This is a genomic window from Coleofasciculus sp. H7-1 (assembly GCF_057473865.1).
In genome coordinates, this window is record NZ_JBYCCT010000068.1 from 59,207 (window position 1) to 74,997 (window position 15,791).

Sequence of the window (15,791 nt, forward strand, 5' to 3'; positions counted from 1 at the left end):
CACTTTTAAGTGAAGCTCTTAATGAGAATTCTGCTAGTGGAAGACGAGCAATACCTTGCTAAAACCCTGAAACAAGCGCTTGTTGACCAAAATTATGTAGTTGATTTTGCCCCCGATAGTCAAACAGGATGGGAGCGATCGCAAATTTTTCCCTACGACTTGATTATCTTAAATTTGTCCTTGCTGAAGTTGGACAATATCAGCTTTTGTCAACAGATGCGGCGCATGGGCGATCGCACACCTATCCTAATTGTGACGACCCAGGATAGCGTTGCTAAGAAGGTAATGGTACTAGATGCAGGCGCAGATGATTATGTCGTTTACCCCTTTGACCTGCAAGAGTTATTAGCTCGCATCCGTGTTTTACTGCGCCGAAGCACTATAACCGTGCCGCCTGTACTTGAATGGGAAAGCTTGTGCTGTAATACGGCTACCTGTGAAGTCACCTATGCCGGTTATCTTCTGCCGCTGACTGCAAAAGAGTATCGCTTACTAGAGTTGTTAGTGCGAAATGGTTGCCGTGTGTGGAGTCGGAGTGCTATTCTCGATCGCCTTTGGTCGGCTGAAGAAATCCCTCAAGAAGAAACAATTAAGACCCATATCAAGCGTTTACGGCAGAAATTGCAAGCCCTCGGTGCCCCGACTGATTTGATTGAAACGGTTTACGGTTTGGGCTATCGCCTGAAACAGTACTCTCAAGTTTAAGCAGCGCTAAGCGAAGCGATGGCGATCGCAAACCGGATGGAGAAGTCTAGCGGCGATCGCGTAAATTACACAATTACCCAAGATTTTCACTTTTTGGGTCTAACGTCAAAAAGTAGGTCTATGCGATCGCGGCGATTGAGGTCTACAAATTTCTAGATAACCCAATTTCTACTTAGCTAGTGTAGCTTCGTTTTACACCGGAGACAGATGAATTCTCTCAATATTAACGATGCCGATAGCTCTCTCAATCAATCAAAAGATAGCGTAAGACAACAAAAAGCACAGAAAACAAGCCAAAAAAACCGACTTATAAGGCAAAAAAACCAGGAAGCTCAACAAAAAGCTCTAATCAGACAAGAAAAACTCCTAAAAACCCAACAAGATAGCCTAATCAAACTCAGACAAGAGCGAGAAAAACTGACAAAGCTATTAGCTTCTACCAAGACATTAATGTACTCAGAGGGTTCGGCTTTGCAGTCGGTGTTGAAGTGGGGAGACTTGCGCTTCAATCCGGCTACCTTTGAAGCCACCTATGCCGCTCAACCTCTAGATTTGACCGCCAAAGAGTGTGGCTTACTAGAACTGTTCCTGCAAAAGGGTCGCTGCATATTGAGGCGAGATGAGATTCTCAAACGCCTTTGGCAGCCTGAAGAGACACCTCAAGAAGAGACAGTCAAGGCTCACATTAAGCATTTACGGCGGAAACTGCAAGCATCAGGCGCTCCCGCTGATTTGATTGAAACCGTTTATGGCGTAGGTTATCGCCTCCAATAGGATCCTCTGTCATTAAGAATTGTTACGTTAATTAAATTGAACTTTACTTCTTCCCGACTTCTTCACTTTTGGGTGTTATTTTACAGAAATAGAGTTTGAACATCCAACTTTACTTCTTCCCATTTTTTTCACCTTTTCGTTTTAACTTGCCCAAAAGAGCTTCAATAGGAAATAAATATGTCTTTTTGTCCTTGCTGTTCTCACTCCTTAGTCCGCCATATTGGTTTGGGGAAAGTTTACTGGTTTTGTAGTCATTGCTACCAGGAAATGCCAAATCTAAAAACTCTTGCAAAAGTTAAGTCAGGGTTACAACTACGACAGATAGAAAGAAGTTACTGTAACCAACGTTAAGCGAACAATCTCCAACTAAAAAAGCATCTGCTATGCTGCTTCTTCATCTATCTAATTAGTTAATTTTCGGAGATTATTCAAAGCAGTTTATTCAGGACAACAAATTCTGTTGAAAAATTCAATATGAGTCAAAACAAAGAGATTTATCTGCTTAACGAAGCTACTTTAGATACTCTTACAAGCTATTGGCGGAGGAAGTGTCTACAGGAAGAAGACGTAAATAAATATGGGTTTCTAGTATCAATGAGAGATTCCTTTAAAATGGCTTCAGAATGTCCTCAAGGGACGCCATATCGAGATAAATGGTTTTGGATGCTGTATGAATTTATGCAGGACGAATACAACAAAATGACTGTTGCTCAGTTTAATCTTGATGTAAAACAATCACCTACCCACTTAAGCCAAGACTTGACCCGACAGACCTCTCCCTCAACGTCTCTCCTGGGAAGAAATGACTGCAACAGCAAATTATAAATAACAGCCGAAGGTTGTAAATTTTAGAGCCAATTCTGCTTCGATTTTCAACTAAAAAGTGAATGTTGTTGTGGTTTTTGAGGAGCTTTTTTTTGGTGCAACTTATAAGTGGGTTAAGGATTATGGATGTTGATGAACTTCTCAAGCAATATGCAGCCGGGAAGAGGAATTTTCATCGAGCCAAGTTGATCGGGGCAAACCTAAAAGGAGTTAACCTGCGTGCAGCAGATTTGAGTGAGGCAAACCTGATTGCGGCAAATTTAATGGGGGCGAATTTATGTGAGGCAAACTTAACTGACGCCAACCTAACTTTGGCAGATTTGAGTCGGGCACATTTGAATCAAGCAAATCTCTGTAATGCCAATTTAAGGGGGACGAAACTAAATCGAGCCAACTTGACTGGAGCAAATTTGCTGGGAGCTATTCTAATTGGAGTAGACTTGAATGGCGCAAATTTGGCTGGGGCAAAAATGCCTGATGAGAAAATTTTTAACCGATTAACTGACAACTTAATCAATCAACGGGCTATCAACAAAATTGATAGGAGTTCCCAGACCAAGCAATATTCATTAATCCTCAGCCTTACAAAAACAGATAGTTATGACTCAGATACTTGATTCTTTACCTTCCAATTGTTCTGATAGAATTCTCTGCTGTTATATTAATTCCACCAGAAAAATTCAGATTGCTCGGATTGCGAATATCCCAAATTGGTACTTTGAACGGGTTGTTTTTCCAAAAGAACGCCTTTTGTTTGAAGCGCTGCCTTATGCTCAGCTACAAATTCATACGAGTATGATAGTCAGTGCAATTCTATCGGATACAATCCCTTGCTATCAGCTAGATGTTAAAGAATTGACGGCTCAACTTGTTTAATTGCTACAGTAACTCAAGGCAAAGTTGGCGGAAATGGTCGCCCCGTTGCTCAAAGTTTTGGTATTGATCAAAACTGGCACAGGCAGGAGAAAGTAAGACAACTTTAGCATGATGAGCTTGAGCTAATTCAGCCGCTCTGGGGACAGCCTTCTCCATCGTTTGCACACTTTCGTAACTGGAATAGCCAACGTGTTGCAGTCGCTTGGCAAAGGCAGATGCGGCGTCACCGATGAGTAATACGGCGGTGGCTTTGGCTTGAATCGTCTCTAGCCAACTGGTGTCATCACCCGCTTTGGCTTCACCACCAGCAATTAAAATCGCGGGACTGTTGACGGAAGCTAATCCGACTTGGGCGGCGTCGTAGTTTGTGGCTTTGCTGTCGTTGATGAAGTCGATTCCTGCTAGCGTGCGGATGTGTTCCAGGCGATGGGGAACGCCGGGGAAATTAGCGATCGCTTCTTGGATCGCCTCTTTCTCAATTCCCGCCAGTCTCGCCGCCGCTACCGCCATCAGCAGATTTTGCAGATTGTGTTCTCCCACCATCCGCAACGCCGATGCTTGCACAATCTTTTCACCTGGTAGAGATGCCAAATTTGGCGTCTCTACAACCCAACCGTCTTCGATGTAGAAACCTTTTTCACGAATCAGATCGGCTTTACCTTTCACACTTGTCCAGTAAGCATTGGGAAAGCGATCGCGTGCAGTTTTTCGCAGTTCCAGATCGTCTCCATTCAACACTTGCTGCTGAGACTGACTCAGTAGCTGTGCCTTAATGTTGTAGTAGTTTTCTAGGGTTTTATGACGGCTGAGGTGATCTGGTGTGAAGGTTGTCCAAACCCCTATTTTGGGTGCAACTGTAGCAGAAGACTCGATTTGATAGCTGCTGAGTTCGGCAATTACCCAATCTGGAGGCTTTGCCAACGCTAGCTCACCAGCAGCATAGCCGATATTGCCGCAGGCGGGAGCATGGAAACCAGCCGCTTGAAAAATCGCCGCAACTAAAGCTGTCGTAGTAGTTTTGCCGTTAGTGCCAGTAATGCCTACCCAAGGACAAGATTGGAGATGTCGCCAAGCCAGTTCTATTTCTCCAATTGTCTCTATACCCAGCTTCCTCGCTTCTCCTAATATCGGCGCATCCCAAGGAACGCCGGGACTGACGACAATCAGCTGGGGCAAATCGGAACCGTTGAGTTCCAAGGAATAGCCCAACTTCACGGTAATTCCCTCATTGGCAAGCTGTTGTTGATCTTGGCGGAGATTTTCGGACGAGTTGCGATCGCTAATCGTCACCTCCCAACCTTCCCGTTTTAACAACCGTGCAGCGGCAATTCCCGATTTTCCCAAACCGATAATATGAGCGATGGGCATAGACTAAATAGCAGTGCAAAGTCCCTAGTTTAGCAATCCTGTATCATACCGCGATCGCGGTATTTAAAAACTCATTTCCCTCCTTCCTGATTCTTCCTTCGCACTCTATAGCGCTAAGTAGATGGGTCTAATATTTGTAGGATGGGTAGAGCATAAGCGTAGGCGCGTTCATGCCGTAAGGCTTTAGCCTTCTCGAAGAGTAACCCATCAAACCCATTTTAGTGTTGGGTTTCGTTCCTCAACCCAACCTACCTCTTTCTTACTAACTCTTCACAATTGCCCCAAAATCTGCTAAAACCCGCGCATGATTCCGCAATAACCCCAATATATTCAAACGATTGCGCTTGATATTGGGATCGGCATCCATTACCAAAACACTTTCAGCACCATCAAAGAAACTGCTAACAGTAGGAGCAATATGCGCCAAACCATCCACTAATAGCTGGTAATTTCGCTGTTCTTGAGATGCTTGAGTTTGTGGAACTATCTGCACTAAAGCATCATAAAAAGCTTGTTCTGATGCTTTCTGGAATAGTTCTGGACGCACCACCGCCTCTGGGTTCAACTGGGCTTTATCTAAATCGCCTTGTGCTGCTAAGCGAGTCGAACGGTTGACAGTTTCGTAGATTTCATTCAGCTTGCCATTATTGCGAATTGTTTGGAGGAATAAAGCGCGATCGCGTACATCCAATAAATCTTTTAACGCTCGTTCTGTATACTCCGGATCGTTTTCTCCCAGAACTGCATTCACCAAGTCATAATCAGTATTTCGCTCATCTTGTAGGAGATTGCGGATGCGTTGCAAGAAGAATTCCTGCAATTGCCGCACTAATTCCTCCGCTTTTGTCTTGGGATATTTGGCAACAAAATCAGCCACGATTTTTTGCAACAATTGATACAAATTAATCGGTAAATCTGCTGCCCAAGTGATATTAATCGCTGCATTCGCCGCACGGCGTAAAGCAAAGGGATCGGAAGAACCTGTCGGCAGCATTCCCAACCCAAAGATACTTACCAAAGTATCCAACCTATCCGCCAAAGCGACAACTTGCCCCGCTATAGTTTGGGGTAAAGAATCCCCGGCACCTCGCGGCAAATAATGCTCAAAAATTGCAGTTGCCACAGCCTCCGATTCGCCACTTGCCAAGGCATATTTCTGTCCCATGATGCCTTGCAATTCGGGGAATTCTCCCACCATTTGAGTCACGAGATCCGCTTTACATAGTAAAGTAGCTCGTTCGATGTTGTTCCTTTCATCCACTCCTAATTGCAGTTGCTCAGTAATGTGACCAGCAATTTTAACCAGTCGTTCTACTTTTTCACGAACTGACCCTAAAGCTTCTTGAAAGGTTACTTTTTCCAGTTGGGGTAAATAGTTTTCTAAAGATTGGGACAAGTCAGCTTTGTAGAAATACTGACCATCCGCTAATCGTGCCCGAATTACCCGTGCGTTTCCTTCAGCGATGATGTCTGACTTAGCCGGATCGCCATTAGAAATTGTGATAAAATACGGAAGTAATTCTTGGGATTGTTCAGCTTTAAAAACTGGAAAATAACGCTGGTGAGTTACCATAACCGTAGTAATCACCTCAGTAGGGAGGCTCAAGAATTCGGAATCAAATTTCCCGACAACTGCTGTAGGAAATTCCACTAAATGAGTGACTTCTTGCAACAAATCCGGGTAGATTTCGGTGTAACCACCCATTTGTTGAGCCGCAGCCTGGACTTGTTCTTGAATTTTGATTTGACGCGATTCTGGATTTACTTCCACCGAAGCAGAACGCAGACAATTGACATAATCATCTGCCTGAGAAATCGTCACAGTTTCGGGATGCAAAACCCGATGAGCGCGGGTAATGCGATCGCTCTTAATCGTCTCGGAACCATTGACTAACTCAATTGGCAGTACGGCATCATTTAATAAAGCCACCAACCACTCAATCGGTCGCGGAAACTTGATTTCCCCATCGCCCCAGCGCATCAACCGCTTGCCTTCTAATCCAAAAATCCACTGGGAAACCAACTGGGTGAGAATTTCAGCAGTTGGGCGTCCGGGGATGGTTTGCCGGACAAAGACAAAATCGCCTTTATCGGTGGGGCGAATTTCTAAAGCGTTGAGTTCCACACCCAGCTTCCGCGCAAACCCCTCTGCCGCTTTCGTTGGTTGTCCATCTTTAAACGCCGCCTGCGCGGGTGGTCCTTTGACTTCTTCTTCTCGATCCGGTTGCTGAGTGGGCAACCCTTTAATCAGCACTGCGAGGCGTCTAGGTGTGCCATAAACTTCAATCGCCTCGTGAGCCAAGCTATTTTCAGCGAGACTGGCAGGAATGCGCTTGAGCCATTGCGCGATCGCATCATTCACAAAACTTGCAGGTAATTCTTCTGTACCGAGTTCTAATAAGAATGTACTCATAGGACACTGTCTTTAACTATCAGGGGCTGGCTGTTACCAGCTAGTTTAAACAGTTTACCGCGCTGCGAATCTAGGGCACGCTCCATCTAAAACAATGTCGAGTAGGGGCACGGCAATCGAAAAGCCCCTACAGGTAATCAAGGATAGGAGGCGATCGCTTTCTCAGTACCCAGATAAACTGACCTCTCCCCTAACCTCTTTCGTTAATCCAAGATTAATGCATCACGCTTCTAAGGGGTGGAGAGCGACTAAAGACTTGAATTTTGGAGTCTCCATCAAAGCCGGATTCAGTCCAAACCAGCGTCCATGCTCATCCCGATATTCAAAGACAAACATACTTCTGAGCAGCGTCTGATATTCTTTATCGCCTTTCACATTTTGCTGCTGCACCACCCGAAACAATAAGTCCCACTCCTGGTCGTCAATCGCCAGCGCCAAATCATCGCGGTATTCTTTGATCACATTCTCTAAACAGGCACGCGAGAAGGGCGGATCTTCTTGCTGAAGACAGCTGTAAAGCAATCCCAGTAAATTCCGCACATGACCACCACTAACACGGCACAACCGATCCAGCGTTTCCGAAGCATCGAAAACCTTGGTCATTAGCTCCAGGTGCTGCTGTTCGTTCGCTTCTGGGAAGGCTCGTACCATCACCATCTTTCGCAGCAACATCATTCCTGCCTCGCAATCACGACCATCGCGGTTCCGCACCGGCACCATTGGCAACACCTTGGGAGCAACCCCACCCCCCAGACGATTCTTCAAAGCTTCGTAATCGTTGGAGAAAATTAAGGACAGGGGGATCGTGTAAACTACATGGCAACTCAAGCGGCGTAACTGTGCGCCCCGGTCGATAAACAGGTATTCTGGCAGGGTGGCTCCCGAAGGCATGGGTCGAGGATCGACCCGATCCAGGTTATCGATAATCACCACCAAGCCTTTTTGACCGCGTCGCTTCAGTTCTTCGTTCGCCCGTTTCAAGATTTCTTCATTGATCGCTTTTAAAAAGCCTTCGGTGCGGGGTTCTAGGTACTGCCGCAACTGATCCCGCAGCTTGGGGCTATCTTTAGTTTTGGCGGTAATTTTGCCAATCCCGACAGATAATTGGGCTTCAGCGGAAACATCAATCGGAGTTTGCAAGATGTCTTTGATCTCGTTGAAGAGATTGGAAAAGTAACTTGGTTTGAGTCGAATCTGAATTTCTTCCAGGCTTTCACTGACTTGACGCGCGATCGCTAGCAAAATATCACTGATATCGATATTCGCCATGTCTAATTCTTGACTGGACTCGAAATAAACCACATGAAATTGCTGCTGTTCCAACTCGGCTTTCAAGCGAAACAGCTCTGTAGACTTCCCACAGCCGATGTGTCCGGTAAATAACTGGCTAGTGGGATCGTCGGGTGAAATCCGAGAAATGGTTCGCCCCACCGCCTCAATGATTTTGCCACCTCGCACCGATGAGAAATCGATATAGTAGGGACGATCTTCCGCGCTAGAGAAGATTAGTGTCTTAGAGGGGTTACAAGCCTTATAAAATCTCTCCAAATCCAATTTCATGCCGACCTCTTGAGTATCCAGATCAATCCCTGTACTGTTTTTTGTACTGCTAGACAGCTTCCGCTAAATCGACCCAGTCGGACTGGAGGGGCGCACCCCCTTGCACTCAGATACATACTGGTATTGAGGAGATTTGAGAGGTTTGCTTGTCCTGCGTCGTCTGACCATCGGATGACCACCGGCTACTTTGTTGCTACGGCGCGATCGCCCTCAGTTTGAGCCTCAGATGCTCTTCGATTCCAGGTCGTATTGTTCGCGCTCATCGTCGCCGAATCGTGCCGACTCTCAAGCCGCACGATGGAAAAAGCCGAGACTTTAGCGACGAACAGCGATCCCCAATCTCAAATTCTTTTTCTGTAGTCTAAGCAGAGTGCATGATGACGCTGTCACGTTAATATTTAGACGTTAGAATTTCCCGCTACAGTTCCTGATCAGCCGTGCTGAAGAGCGAAAAAGATTCTGTCAGCGCCCTGTCAGATGAAATTGCCGAGCCAACAGATCGTGACTTTGGCTCTCTAGTCAGCGGATTGGCGAGCGTAGCGCCATATCCCCCAACCGCTCCGTTGAAGTGAAATAGGGACATCGCCTAAACTTACGGCGAACCAACAACCAAGCTGTGTTGAGTGCAGTCTATCTCAAGCACCAAAAACTCCCGATTGAGAAGTTAGGATGACAAGCATCGCATCAGTATCACAAACCGAATTGAGCCAACGGCGTCAAAAATTACGTCGCCAGCGACGGATAAAATCTTTTCAAGCGATGTGGCGATCGCTATTCGTCGCCGGTTTAGCAGGCGGTTTAGTTTGGGTGACGACTTTACCCGCCTGGGTGATCCGCAAACCCGATCAAATTGCGATTGAAGGCAATAAAACGCTTTCAATCCAAGCGATTCGGTCGCTGCTGCCCCTATCTTACCCTCAGTATTTGCTGCGGCTCCAGCCGCAAGTCATCGCCGAAAAGTTGGAATTACAACCTGCCATCAAGGAAGCCACCGTCACCCGGCAAATGTTGCCACCAGGACTAACCGTACAAGTCAAGGAACGACAGCCAGTAGCGATCGCCCTCCGCACGCACACGCGCCACACTCCTGCTTCCAGCCAAAACTCCTCAAACAGCAAAACGCACTTCCAGCCTGTATTGGTGGGATTGTTGGACGAACAAGGCGTCTGGATGCCCTTAGAAAGCTACACCGAGCTGGAGCGCACCATCCCCTTGCCAACCTTAAAAATCATTGGCTATCGGGATGAATATCGCCCCTACTGGTCGGCACTTTACCAAGCCGTCAGCCGCAGTCCGGTCAAGGTGTTTGAGATTGATTGGCAAAACCCAGCCAATTTAATTCTGAAAACCGAGCAAGGATGGGTACATTTTGGTGCTTACACTTCTCGGTTTGCCTATCAGCTCACCGTCCTCGATCGAATGCGAGATTTGCCAGCACATTTTTCCACCAGCGAGATTGCCTATATTGACCTCAAAAACCCCGATGCCCCAGCAATTCAAATGAAAAAAGACAACCCTCCCAAAAAAACCAAAACCTTATAAGCTTAGAGGGAACGCTAGTGGCTTCAGGCAGAAGGCGTCTTTTCGACTAAATTCATCCTTCATCCTGCCAAGAAAGCGCCGCGCTAACATCCTTCATCCTGCGAACAGTATCAGCCTTCAGACAGTTGACGCCAGTCACCTTCAAGAACGTCAATGCACTATGACTCTCGTTGGTTTTAAGGGTCAACTTACCCTATAGTTGACTCATATCGCTACCTAAACTAAAAAGTTGTTTATTGACCCTTTCTATTGCAATGACGCTCAATAGTAAACCAGGGCTTGCCCACCAAAACTCAAATGCCTCAGGGAACGCAGGTCGTTCACCCGCAGTGGACGGCGCAAATCCCTTTAATAACGCCGTGTTACATTTAGGCCATAATCACGATGCCAACGGAACACCCAGGGAAGAATCTAGGAGTGACAACATCGTGCTAGGTAGCGTCGCCAAAATTAAAGTGATTGGTGTTGGTGGGGGTGGGGGCAATGCGGTGAACCGCATGATTGCCAGTGATGTCAGTGGCGTAGAGTTTTGGTCAATCAATACCGATGCCCAGTCGCTGTCTCACTCCTCTGCTGCTAAACGCTTGCAAATGGGACAGAAGTTAACGCGAGGTTTAGGTGCTGGGGGCAATCCTGCCATTGGTCAAAAGGCAGCGGAAGAATCGCGCGACGAGATCGCTCATGCCTTAGAAAATACTGACCTCGTATTTATTACCGCCGGGATGGGAGGCGGTACGGGTACGGGTGCAGCACCGATTGTGGCAGAAGTTGCCAAAGAAATGGGAGCCTTGACGGTAGGCGTCGTCACTCGTCCTTTCACCTTTGAGGGACGCCGTCGCACGTCTCAGGCAGATGAAGGCATTGCCGCTTTGCAGGGTCGGGTAGATACGCTGATCGTCATCCCTAACGATAAGCTGCTGGCAGTGATTCCAGAAACCATGCCAGTTCAAGATGCCTTTCGCGTAGCAGATGATATCCTGCGTCAAGGTGTTCAAGGGATATCGGATATCATTACGATTCCCGGACTGGTCAATGTGGACTTTGCCGATGTCCGAGCCGTGATGGCAGATGCGGGATCGGCAATGATGGGAATTGGCGTTGGTTCTGGGAAATCGAGAGCCAGAGAAGCCGCCGTCGCAGCTATTTCCTCACCTTTGCTAGAGTCTTCGATTGAAGGAGCAAGAGGTGTCGTCTTTAACATTACCGGCGGTAGCGACCTGACGCTGCACGAAGTGAATGCCGCAGCCGAAACCATCTATGAAGTGGTCGATCCGAATGCGAATATCATTTTTGGGGCAGTGATTGATGACCGAATGCAAGGTGAGGTGAGAATTACCGTCATTGCGACTGGATTTAGCGGGGAAACTCAGTCTACACCGGCGGCGAGGGAGGCACGCACCTCCAGACAGACACAGCGACCCATTGCACCGTCACCCGTTCCTCCTTCTACCCCCACGTTTGAGCCTAGACCTCAACAAGGTGGAGGATTGGATATTCCGGAATTTCTCCAAAGACGGCGTCCGCAACGCTAGAAGAATTAAAAATGAAAAATGGAACACTTCTTTTTTAATTTTTAATTGATACCTGGGTAATCCAGCCTTGGTTAGCAGGGTGCAAAATTCTTCTAAACTTCCCACGAAACGGATCGGCTGAGGACTGAGGACTGAGGACTGAGGACTGAGGAGTGAGGACTGAGGACTGAGGAGTGAGGACTGAGGAGTGAGGAGTGAGGAGTGAGGACTGAGGACTGAGGACTGAGGAGTGAGGAGTGAGGACTGAGGAGTGAGGACTGAGGAGTGAGGAGTGAGGAGTGAGGACTGAGGACTGAGGACTGAGGAGTGAGGAGTGAGGACTGAGGACTGAGGAGTGAGGACTGAGGAGTGAGGACTGAGGAGTGAGGACTGAGGACTGAGGAGTGAGGACTGAGGAGTGAGGACTGAGGACTGAGGAGTGAGGACTGAGGAGTGAGGACTGAGGACTGAGGACTACTCAAGATTTTTACCAGAGCTAGTGCTTCTTGTGACCTCATGATTACCTATCCCAGGAGTGGGAAGACTTGACTGATAACGGGAGCGATCGCTACATCCACGCTCTCTCTTGGCACTGATTTCTCCTCCTAAACTGGAAATTAGTGCAGCTCATCGTATACTGCCCCCCTATTAGGTCTTTGGGCACATAACCCTAATCTACCCGCTCCTGAAGAGCCGCACTACAATAATTTGCCAACGAATCGGCTTATTGGGAATCGAGCATTACCATATATGCAGCGATTTGTAAAATCTAATTATTCAAGTCAATTCAGGTTAGTTTCATCAAAATTTAGAGTAATAGGTAATTGTTAGTAGTCCTTAGTTTGTTGGTATTAACTAATTCCCCATTCCCCATACCCCATACCCCATTACTATGACCATTACAGACTCATCAAGCGTACCTGTTGCTCTAACGATTGCCGGTTCCGATAGCGGCGGCGGTGCTGGCATTCAAGCTGATTTACGGACATTCGCCTTTCACTGCGTTCACGGCACCAGTGCCATTACTTGCGTGACGGCGCAGAATACGCTGGGAGTCACGCGGGTGGATGCTTTACCGACAGCAGCAATTGTCGCCCAGATTGAGGCTGTGGTGACGGATATTGGCGTCCAAGCAGCTAAAACGGGGATGTTGCTCAATGGGGAGATTATTGCGGCTGTAGCGCAAGCTGTGGAAGCTTTCAAACTAGAGAATTTAGTGGTCGATCCCGTCATGGTATCGCGCACGGGTGCCCTGCTGATTGACAATGACGCCGTGGCAACGTTGCGGGATGTCTTAATCCCCAAAGCAGCGATTGTGACGCCCAACCGCTACGAAGCTCAATTATTGAGTGGGTTGCCGATTCATACATTGGATGATATGCGGGCTGCTGCCCAGCGGATTTATCATTTGGGAGGTGGTGCGGCTGTATTAGTGAAAGGCGGCGGCATGGAGGGGAATCTACGCGGCATTGATATCTGGTTTGATGGGCAGCATCTGGAAACCTTGAAAACCGCTACCGTAGATACGACGAACACTCACGGCACGGGGTGTACGCTCAGTAGCGCGATCGCTGCTAATCTAGCCCTAGGCAAAGATCGGTGGTCTGCGGTTCAAAAAGCCAAAGATTACGTCACCACTGCTCTAAAATACGCTTTAGCCATTGGTAAGGGTCAGGGGCCAGTGGGACATTTTTTTCCCCTCCTACAATCGGAGAATTAAAACAATCGGAGAATTAAAAGGTTGTAGCATTGACACCGTAAAAATCGATTGAGGCACATTCCTAGTTGATTAAATAGCAAATTTGTTAAAAAATGGCTGTCAGAGTCGCCTCACTTTCCATTATTGTTGCCTTACAGAACTTAAACTAAATCCATGATGTCCAATCCCTCGACCCGTTCGCCGATGCAAAATGCTTATATTTCCGAGCAGACTGCCCAAAGCCCAATGAATACCTACCGTCCCTCGGTGCCAATTTCGGTTTACAAAGAACTCTCAGCAGAGTTACAAGCAGCACAAGCGATGCTGGACTCTCTGAATTCCCAAAATCAGCAGTTAGCTAAAGAAAATCAACAGCTGCGACAAGAAATCGAAAAAGTTGTTCAGTCAGCTTTGCACGCGCAACAGGTGGTTACTTCGTTTCCCTCCGGGGGTCGAGTTGAAGTTCCCCCTCCCTCCATTGAACCGGAAATTCGGACTGCACCAAGCGCTTCAACACCTAAGCGGCGTCCTCCACAGCCTCCTCGTTCTCCTCGTCCGGCGGCTACTGCTCCGCCAGTGGAAGTTTTACCTCATCCCAAAGCTGAACCAGCACCACTAAGCGATTTTTCAGAAAGCTTGGTAATCGAACAGGAACAAGGTCGGTATCGTCGCCCAACTCAGCCAGAACGTTCCGCAGATGTGAGTGGCTGGTGGTTAATCATCGTCATCTTTTTGATTGTGGCGACAGCGTTTGGCACCGGCTTTTTGATTGTGCGTCCGCTTTTGAATAATAGTCGTTGAGATTGCCGATTGACGGAAGGATTGACTCTGTTGGGAGTCGGAGAACCGGGTGCATTTGCCTGGAACGACGGCTTTGATACAAATCGGGGAAATATTTCCAAACCCGTGCATCTTCACTGCCTAGTCACGTCTGTCACGTTGATGAGTCAGCGATATCTACTAGAAACCCGTTAGTTAGGGTTGGCACAATTGATGCTTCTGGTGGGAGTAAAGAGCAATCTGTATCATATAATACAAAAATCTTTGTTTGAGCAGTGATAAAACATAGCCGCCGCTTTACGAGTACCTTTGGTTGTACAAATTGATTGTACAGATAAAATCCAGAACCAACTGAGGAGTTAGAAGCTTGAAAAAAGTTGAAGCGATTATCCGGCCTTTTAAACTCGACGAAGTTAAAATTGCGCTAGTCAATGCGGGAATTGTGGGAATGACCGTTTCTGAAGTCCGAGGATTTGGGCGGCAGAAAGGTCAAACTGAACGTTATCGCGGTTCCGAGTACACGGTTGAGTTTTTGCAAAAACTAAAAGTAGAGATCGTTGTTGAAGATAGCCAGGTTGATATGGTGATTGAGAAAATCATTGCCGCTGCCCGAACGGGTGAAATTGGTGATGGTAAGATTTTTGTCAGCCCGGTAGAGCAGGTGATCCGAATTCGGACGGGGGAAAAGAATCTGGAAGCCGTCTAAATCAGGACTGAGGACTGAGGACTGAGGACTGAGGACTGAGGACTGAGGGCTGAGGACTGAGGACTGAGGGCTGAGGGCTGAGGACTGAGGGCTGAGGACTGAGGACTGAGGACTGAGGACTGAGGACTGAGGACTGAGGACTGTAGGCGCTTCGCCTTCCCGAAGGGTGGACTGAGGACTGTAGGCGCTTCGCCTTCCCGGAGGGTGGACTGAGGACTGTAGGCGCTTCGCATTCCCGGAGGGTGGACTGAGGACTGAGGAGTTCGGGGTTAGAGGTCAGGAGTAATTAAAAATTCAGAAATCAGAATTTTTGGCGATCGCCAAAAACTGATTTCTGGTAACTTGATTTCTAACTTCTGTACTCAATCCTCAGTCTTTAATGTCTGTAGCTGGGGTAAGAGAATTTTGAAGGCTTGACCTCGATGGCTCCACTGGCGCTTCAACTCAGGAGTCATTTCCGCAAAAGTCATTTGCTCTTTGGATACGTAAAAAATCGGATCGTAGCCGAATCCACCTGTACCGCGAGGGGAGTGGAGAATTTCGCCGCGACAAACTCCTTCGGCTTGCACAGCTAGAGCGCCATCCGGACGAGCGATCGCAATTGCACAAACAAATTGCGCTTCCCGATTCAGTTCGTTGCCTAGTTCATTCAACAGGCGTTCAATTCGATCGGTGTCGGTTTTGCCATAACGAGCGGAATAGATACCGGGTGCGCCCTCTAAGGCGTCTACTTCCAACCCAGAATCATCTGCGATCGCCCACTCTCCAGTCGCCTGTGCCACCTGGGATGCCTTCAGACAAGCGTTAGCCATGAAGGTGTCACCCGACTCCTCAATCTCCAGTTCCTCTGGCTTCAGGGTCAATTCCCAGCCCAATCCGCTTAAATACGTCTGCATCTCTCGCAGCTTGCCTGGATTTCCCGTAGCGACTACTAACACAGTCATGGCGATCGCTCCTTTGCTGGAATAAATACACACCTACACGATCGTAGAAACCTGTTTTTGCAGAAGTTAACAAGTTGGCTGGCGATCG

Annotated in this window: 16 protein-coding genes and 1 pseudogene; 11 read left to right on the forward strand and 6 right to left on the reverse strand. The window is 47.5% G+C overall.

Annotation, left to right across the window (positions count from 1 at the left end):
- Nucleotides 1–21: 21 nt before the first annotated feature.
- The 5 genes and pseudogenes from AC2VDX_RS18760 to AC2VDX_RS18780 all read left to right on the forward strand — a co-directional run.
- Nucleotides 22–705 carry a response regulator transcription factor gene (locus tag AC2VDX_RS18760; RefSeq protein ID WP_378176835.1) on the forward strand — a complete coding sequence of 228 codons (684 nt, stop codon included), beginning with the start codon at nt 22–24 and terminating at the stop codon, nt 703–705.
- 207 nt (nt 706–912) lie between these two features.
- On the forward strand, nt 913–1,479 hold the full coding sequence (locus tag AC2VDX_RS18765; protein ID WP_378176837.1) for a winged helix-turn-helix domain-containing protein: 567 nt from the start codon (nt 913–915) through the stop codon (nt 1,477–1,479).
- A 474-nt stretch (nt 1,480–1,953) separates the two neighbouring features.
- Nucleotides 1,954–2,304 (forward strand): hypothetical protein, encoded by a 351-nt coding sequence (locus tag AC2VDX_RS18770; protein WP_378176841.1) that lies wholly within the window; start codon nt 1,954–1,956, stop codon nt 2,302–2,304.
- Between the two features lie 95 nt (nt 2,305–2,399).
- A complete protein-coding gene (locus tag AC2VDX_RS18775) occupies nt 2,400–2,921 on the forward strand; it encodes a pentapeptide repeat-containing protein (RefSeq protein ID WP_378177188.1) in 522 nt (173 codons plus the stop codon).
- Nucleotides 2,905–3,159, forward strand: a pseudogene (locus AC2VDX_RS18780) (DUF1830 domain-containing protein); the annotation flags it as partial. The gene AC2VDX_RS18775 and the pseudogene AC2VDX_RS18780, both read left to right, overlap by 17 nt.
- 24 nt (nt 3,160–3,183) lie before the next feature.
- On the opposite strand, the gene murD reads toward AC2VDX_RS18780, so the two are convergent.
- From murD to AC2VDX_RS18795, 3 genes are all read right to left on the reverse strand, one after another.
- Nucleotides 3,184–4,548: a UDP-N-acetylmuramoyl-L-alanine--D-glutamate ligase gene (gene murD / locus AC2VDX_RS18785; protein ID WP_378176843.1), complete on the reverse strand. Its 1,365-nt coding sequence runs from the start codon at nt 4,546–4,548 to the stop codon at nt 3,184–3,186.
- A 262-nt stretch (nt 4,549–4,810) separates the two neighbouring features.
- A complete protein-coding gene (glyS, locus tag AC2VDX_RS18790) occupies nt 4,811–6,961 on the reverse strand; it encodes a glycine--tRNA ligase subunit beta (protein ID WP_378176845.1) in 2,151 nt (716 codons plus the stop codon).
- 222 nt (nt 6,962–7,183) lie between these two features.
- Nucleotides 7,184–8,521, reverse strand: a complete 1,338-nt coding sequence (locus AC2VDX_RS18795; protein WP_378176847.1) for a P-loop NTPase fold protein — start codon at nt 8,519–8,521, stop codon at nt 7,184–7,186.
- A gap of 669 nt (nt 8,522–9,190) precedes the next feature.
- Here AC2VDX_RS18795 and AC2VDX_RS18800 point away from each other — a divergent pair.
- Together AC2VDX_RS18800 and ftsZ are read left to right on the forward strand one after the other, a co-directional pair.
- The gene (locus AC2VDX_RS18800) at nt 9,191–10,063 is read left to right on the forward strand and encodes a cell division protein FtsQ/DivIB (protein ID WP_378176849.1); all 873 of its coding nucleotides are present in this window, start codon (nt 9,191–9,193) and stop codon (nt 10,061–10,063) included.
- 254 nt (nt 10,064–10,317) lie between these two features.
- Nucleotides 10,318–11,595, forward strand: a complete 1,278-nt coding sequence (gene ftsZ, locus AC2VDX_RS18805; protein ID WP_378177190.1) for a cell division protein FtsZ — start codon at nt 10,318–10,320, stop codon at nt 11,593–11,595.
- Nucleotides 11,596–11,687: 92 nt separating this feature from the next.
- Here the strand turns inward: ftsZ and AC2VDX_RS18810 are convergent, their stop codons facing one another.
- Nucleotides 11,688–12,092 (reverse strand): hypothetical protein, encoded by a 405-nt coding sequence (locus AC2VDX_RS18810; RefSeq protein WP_378176851.1) that lies wholly within the window; start codon nt 12,090–12,092, stop codon nt 11,688–11,690.
- A 374-nt stretch (nt 12,093–12,466) separates the two neighbouring features.
- Between AC2VDX_RS18810 and thiD the strand changes: the two genes are divergently transcribed.
- The 4 genes from thiD (at nt 12,467) to AC2VDX_RS18830 (ending at nt 14,759) form a co-directional block, all read left to right on the forward strand.
- Nucleotides 12,467–13,294: a bifunctional hydroxymethylpyrimidine kinase/phosphomethylpyrimidine kinase gene (gene thiD, locus AC2VDX_RS18815; RefSeq protein ID WP_378176853.1), complete on the forward strand. Its 828-nt coding sequence runs from the start codon at nt 12,467–12,469 to the stop codon at nt 13,292–13,294.
- Nucleotides 13,295–13,447: 153 nt separating this feature from the next.
- Complete coding sequence (locus AC2VDX_RS18820; RefSeq protein ID WP_378176855.1) at nt 13,448–14,074, forward strand: hypothetical protein; 627 nt, start codon at nt 13,448–13,450, stop codon at nt 14,072–14,074.
- A 9-nt stretch (nt 14,075–14,083) separates the two neighbouring features.
- Nucleotides 14,084–14,248, forward strand: a complete 165-nt coding sequence (locus AC2VDX_RS18825; protein ID WP_378176857.1) for a hypothetical protein — start codon at nt 14,084–14,086, stop codon at nt 14,246–14,248.
- A gap of 172 nt (nt 14,249–14,420) precedes the next feature.
- A complete protein-coding gene (locus AC2VDX_RS18830) occupies nt 14,421–14,759 on the forward strand; it encodes a P-II family nitrogen regulator (protein WP_190412314.1) in 339 nt (112 codons plus the stop codon).
- Here AC2VDX_RS18830 and AC2VDX_RS18835 read toward each other — a convergent pair.
- Together AC2VDX_RS18835 and rdgB are read right to left on the reverse strand one after the other, a co-directional pair.
- The gene (locus AC2VDX_RS18835; protein ID WP_378176860.1) at nt 14,756–14,992 is read right to left on the reverse strand and encodes a hypothetical protein; all 237 of its coding nucleotides are present in this window, start codon (nt 14,990–14,992) and stop codon (nt 14,756–14,758) included. The genes AC2VDX_RS18830 and AC2VDX_RS18835 overlap by 4 nt on opposite strands.
- Nucleotides 14,993–15,121: 129 nt before the next feature.
- Nucleotides 15,122–15,703, reverse strand: a complete 582-nt coding sequence (rdgB, locus tag AC2VDX_RS18840) for an RdgB/HAM1 family non-canonical purine NTP pyrophosphatase (protein ID WP_378176862.1) — start codon at nt 15,701–15,703, stop codon at nt 15,122–15,124.
- Nucleotides 15,704–15,791 lie beyond the last annotated feature (88 nt).

Excerpts from the sequence above, each read along its gene's own strand:
- AC2VDX_RS18760 (WP_378176835.1), top strand. The coding sequence starts at position 22 with ATGAGAATTCTGCTAGTGGAAGACGAGCAATACCTTGCTAAAACCCTG.
- rdgB (WP_378176862.1), bottom strand. The coding sequence starts at position 15,703 with ATGACTGTGTTAGTAGTCGCTACGGGAAATCCAGGCAAGCTGCGAGAG.
- thiD (WP_378176853.1), top strand. The coding sequence starts at position 12,467 with ATGACCATTACAGACTCATCAAGCGTACCTGTTGCTCTAACGATTGCC.
- ftsZ (WP_378177190.1), top strand. The coding sequence starts at position 10,318 with ATGACGCTCAATAGTAAACCAGGGCTTGCCCACCAAAACTCAAATGCC.
- AC2VDX_RS18795 (WP_378176847.1), bottom strand. The coding sequence starts at position 8,521 with ATGAAATTGGATTTGGAGAGATTTTATAAGGCTTGTAACCCCTCTAAG.
- AC2VDX_RS18765 (WP_378176837.1), top strand. The coding sequence starts at position 913 with ATGAATTCTCTCAATATTAACGATGCCGATAGCTCTCTCAATCAATCA.
- glyS (WP_378176845.1), bottom strand. The coding sequence starts at position 6,961 with ATGAGTACATTCTTATTAGAACTCGGTACAGAAGAATTACCTGCAAGT.
- AC2VDX_RS18820 (WP_378176855.1), top strand. The coding sequence starts at position 13,448 with ATGATGTCCAATCCCTCGACCCGTTCGCCGATGCAAAATGCTTATATT.
- AC2VDX_RS18770 (WP_378176841.1), top strand. The coding sequence starts at position 1,954 with ATGAGTCAAAACAAAGAGATTTATCTGCTTAACGAAGCTACTTTAGAT.
- AC2VDX_RS18800 (WP_378176849.1), top strand. The coding sequence starts at position 9,191 with ATGACAAGCATCGCATCAGTATCACAAACCGAATTGAGCCAACGGCGT.
- AC2VDX_RS18810 (WP_378176851.1), bottom strand. The coding sequence starts at position 12,092 with ATGAGGTCACAAGAAGCACTAGCTCTGGTAAAAATCTTGAGTAGTCCT.
- AC2VDX_RS18835 (WP_378176860.1), bottom strand. The coding sequence starts at position 14,992 with ATGCGAAGCGCCTACAGTCCTCAGTCCACCCTCCGGGAAGGCGAAGCG.
- murD (WP_378176843.1), bottom strand. The coding sequence starts at position 4,548 with ATGCCCATCGCTCATATTATCGGTTTGGGAAAATCGGGAATTGCCGCT.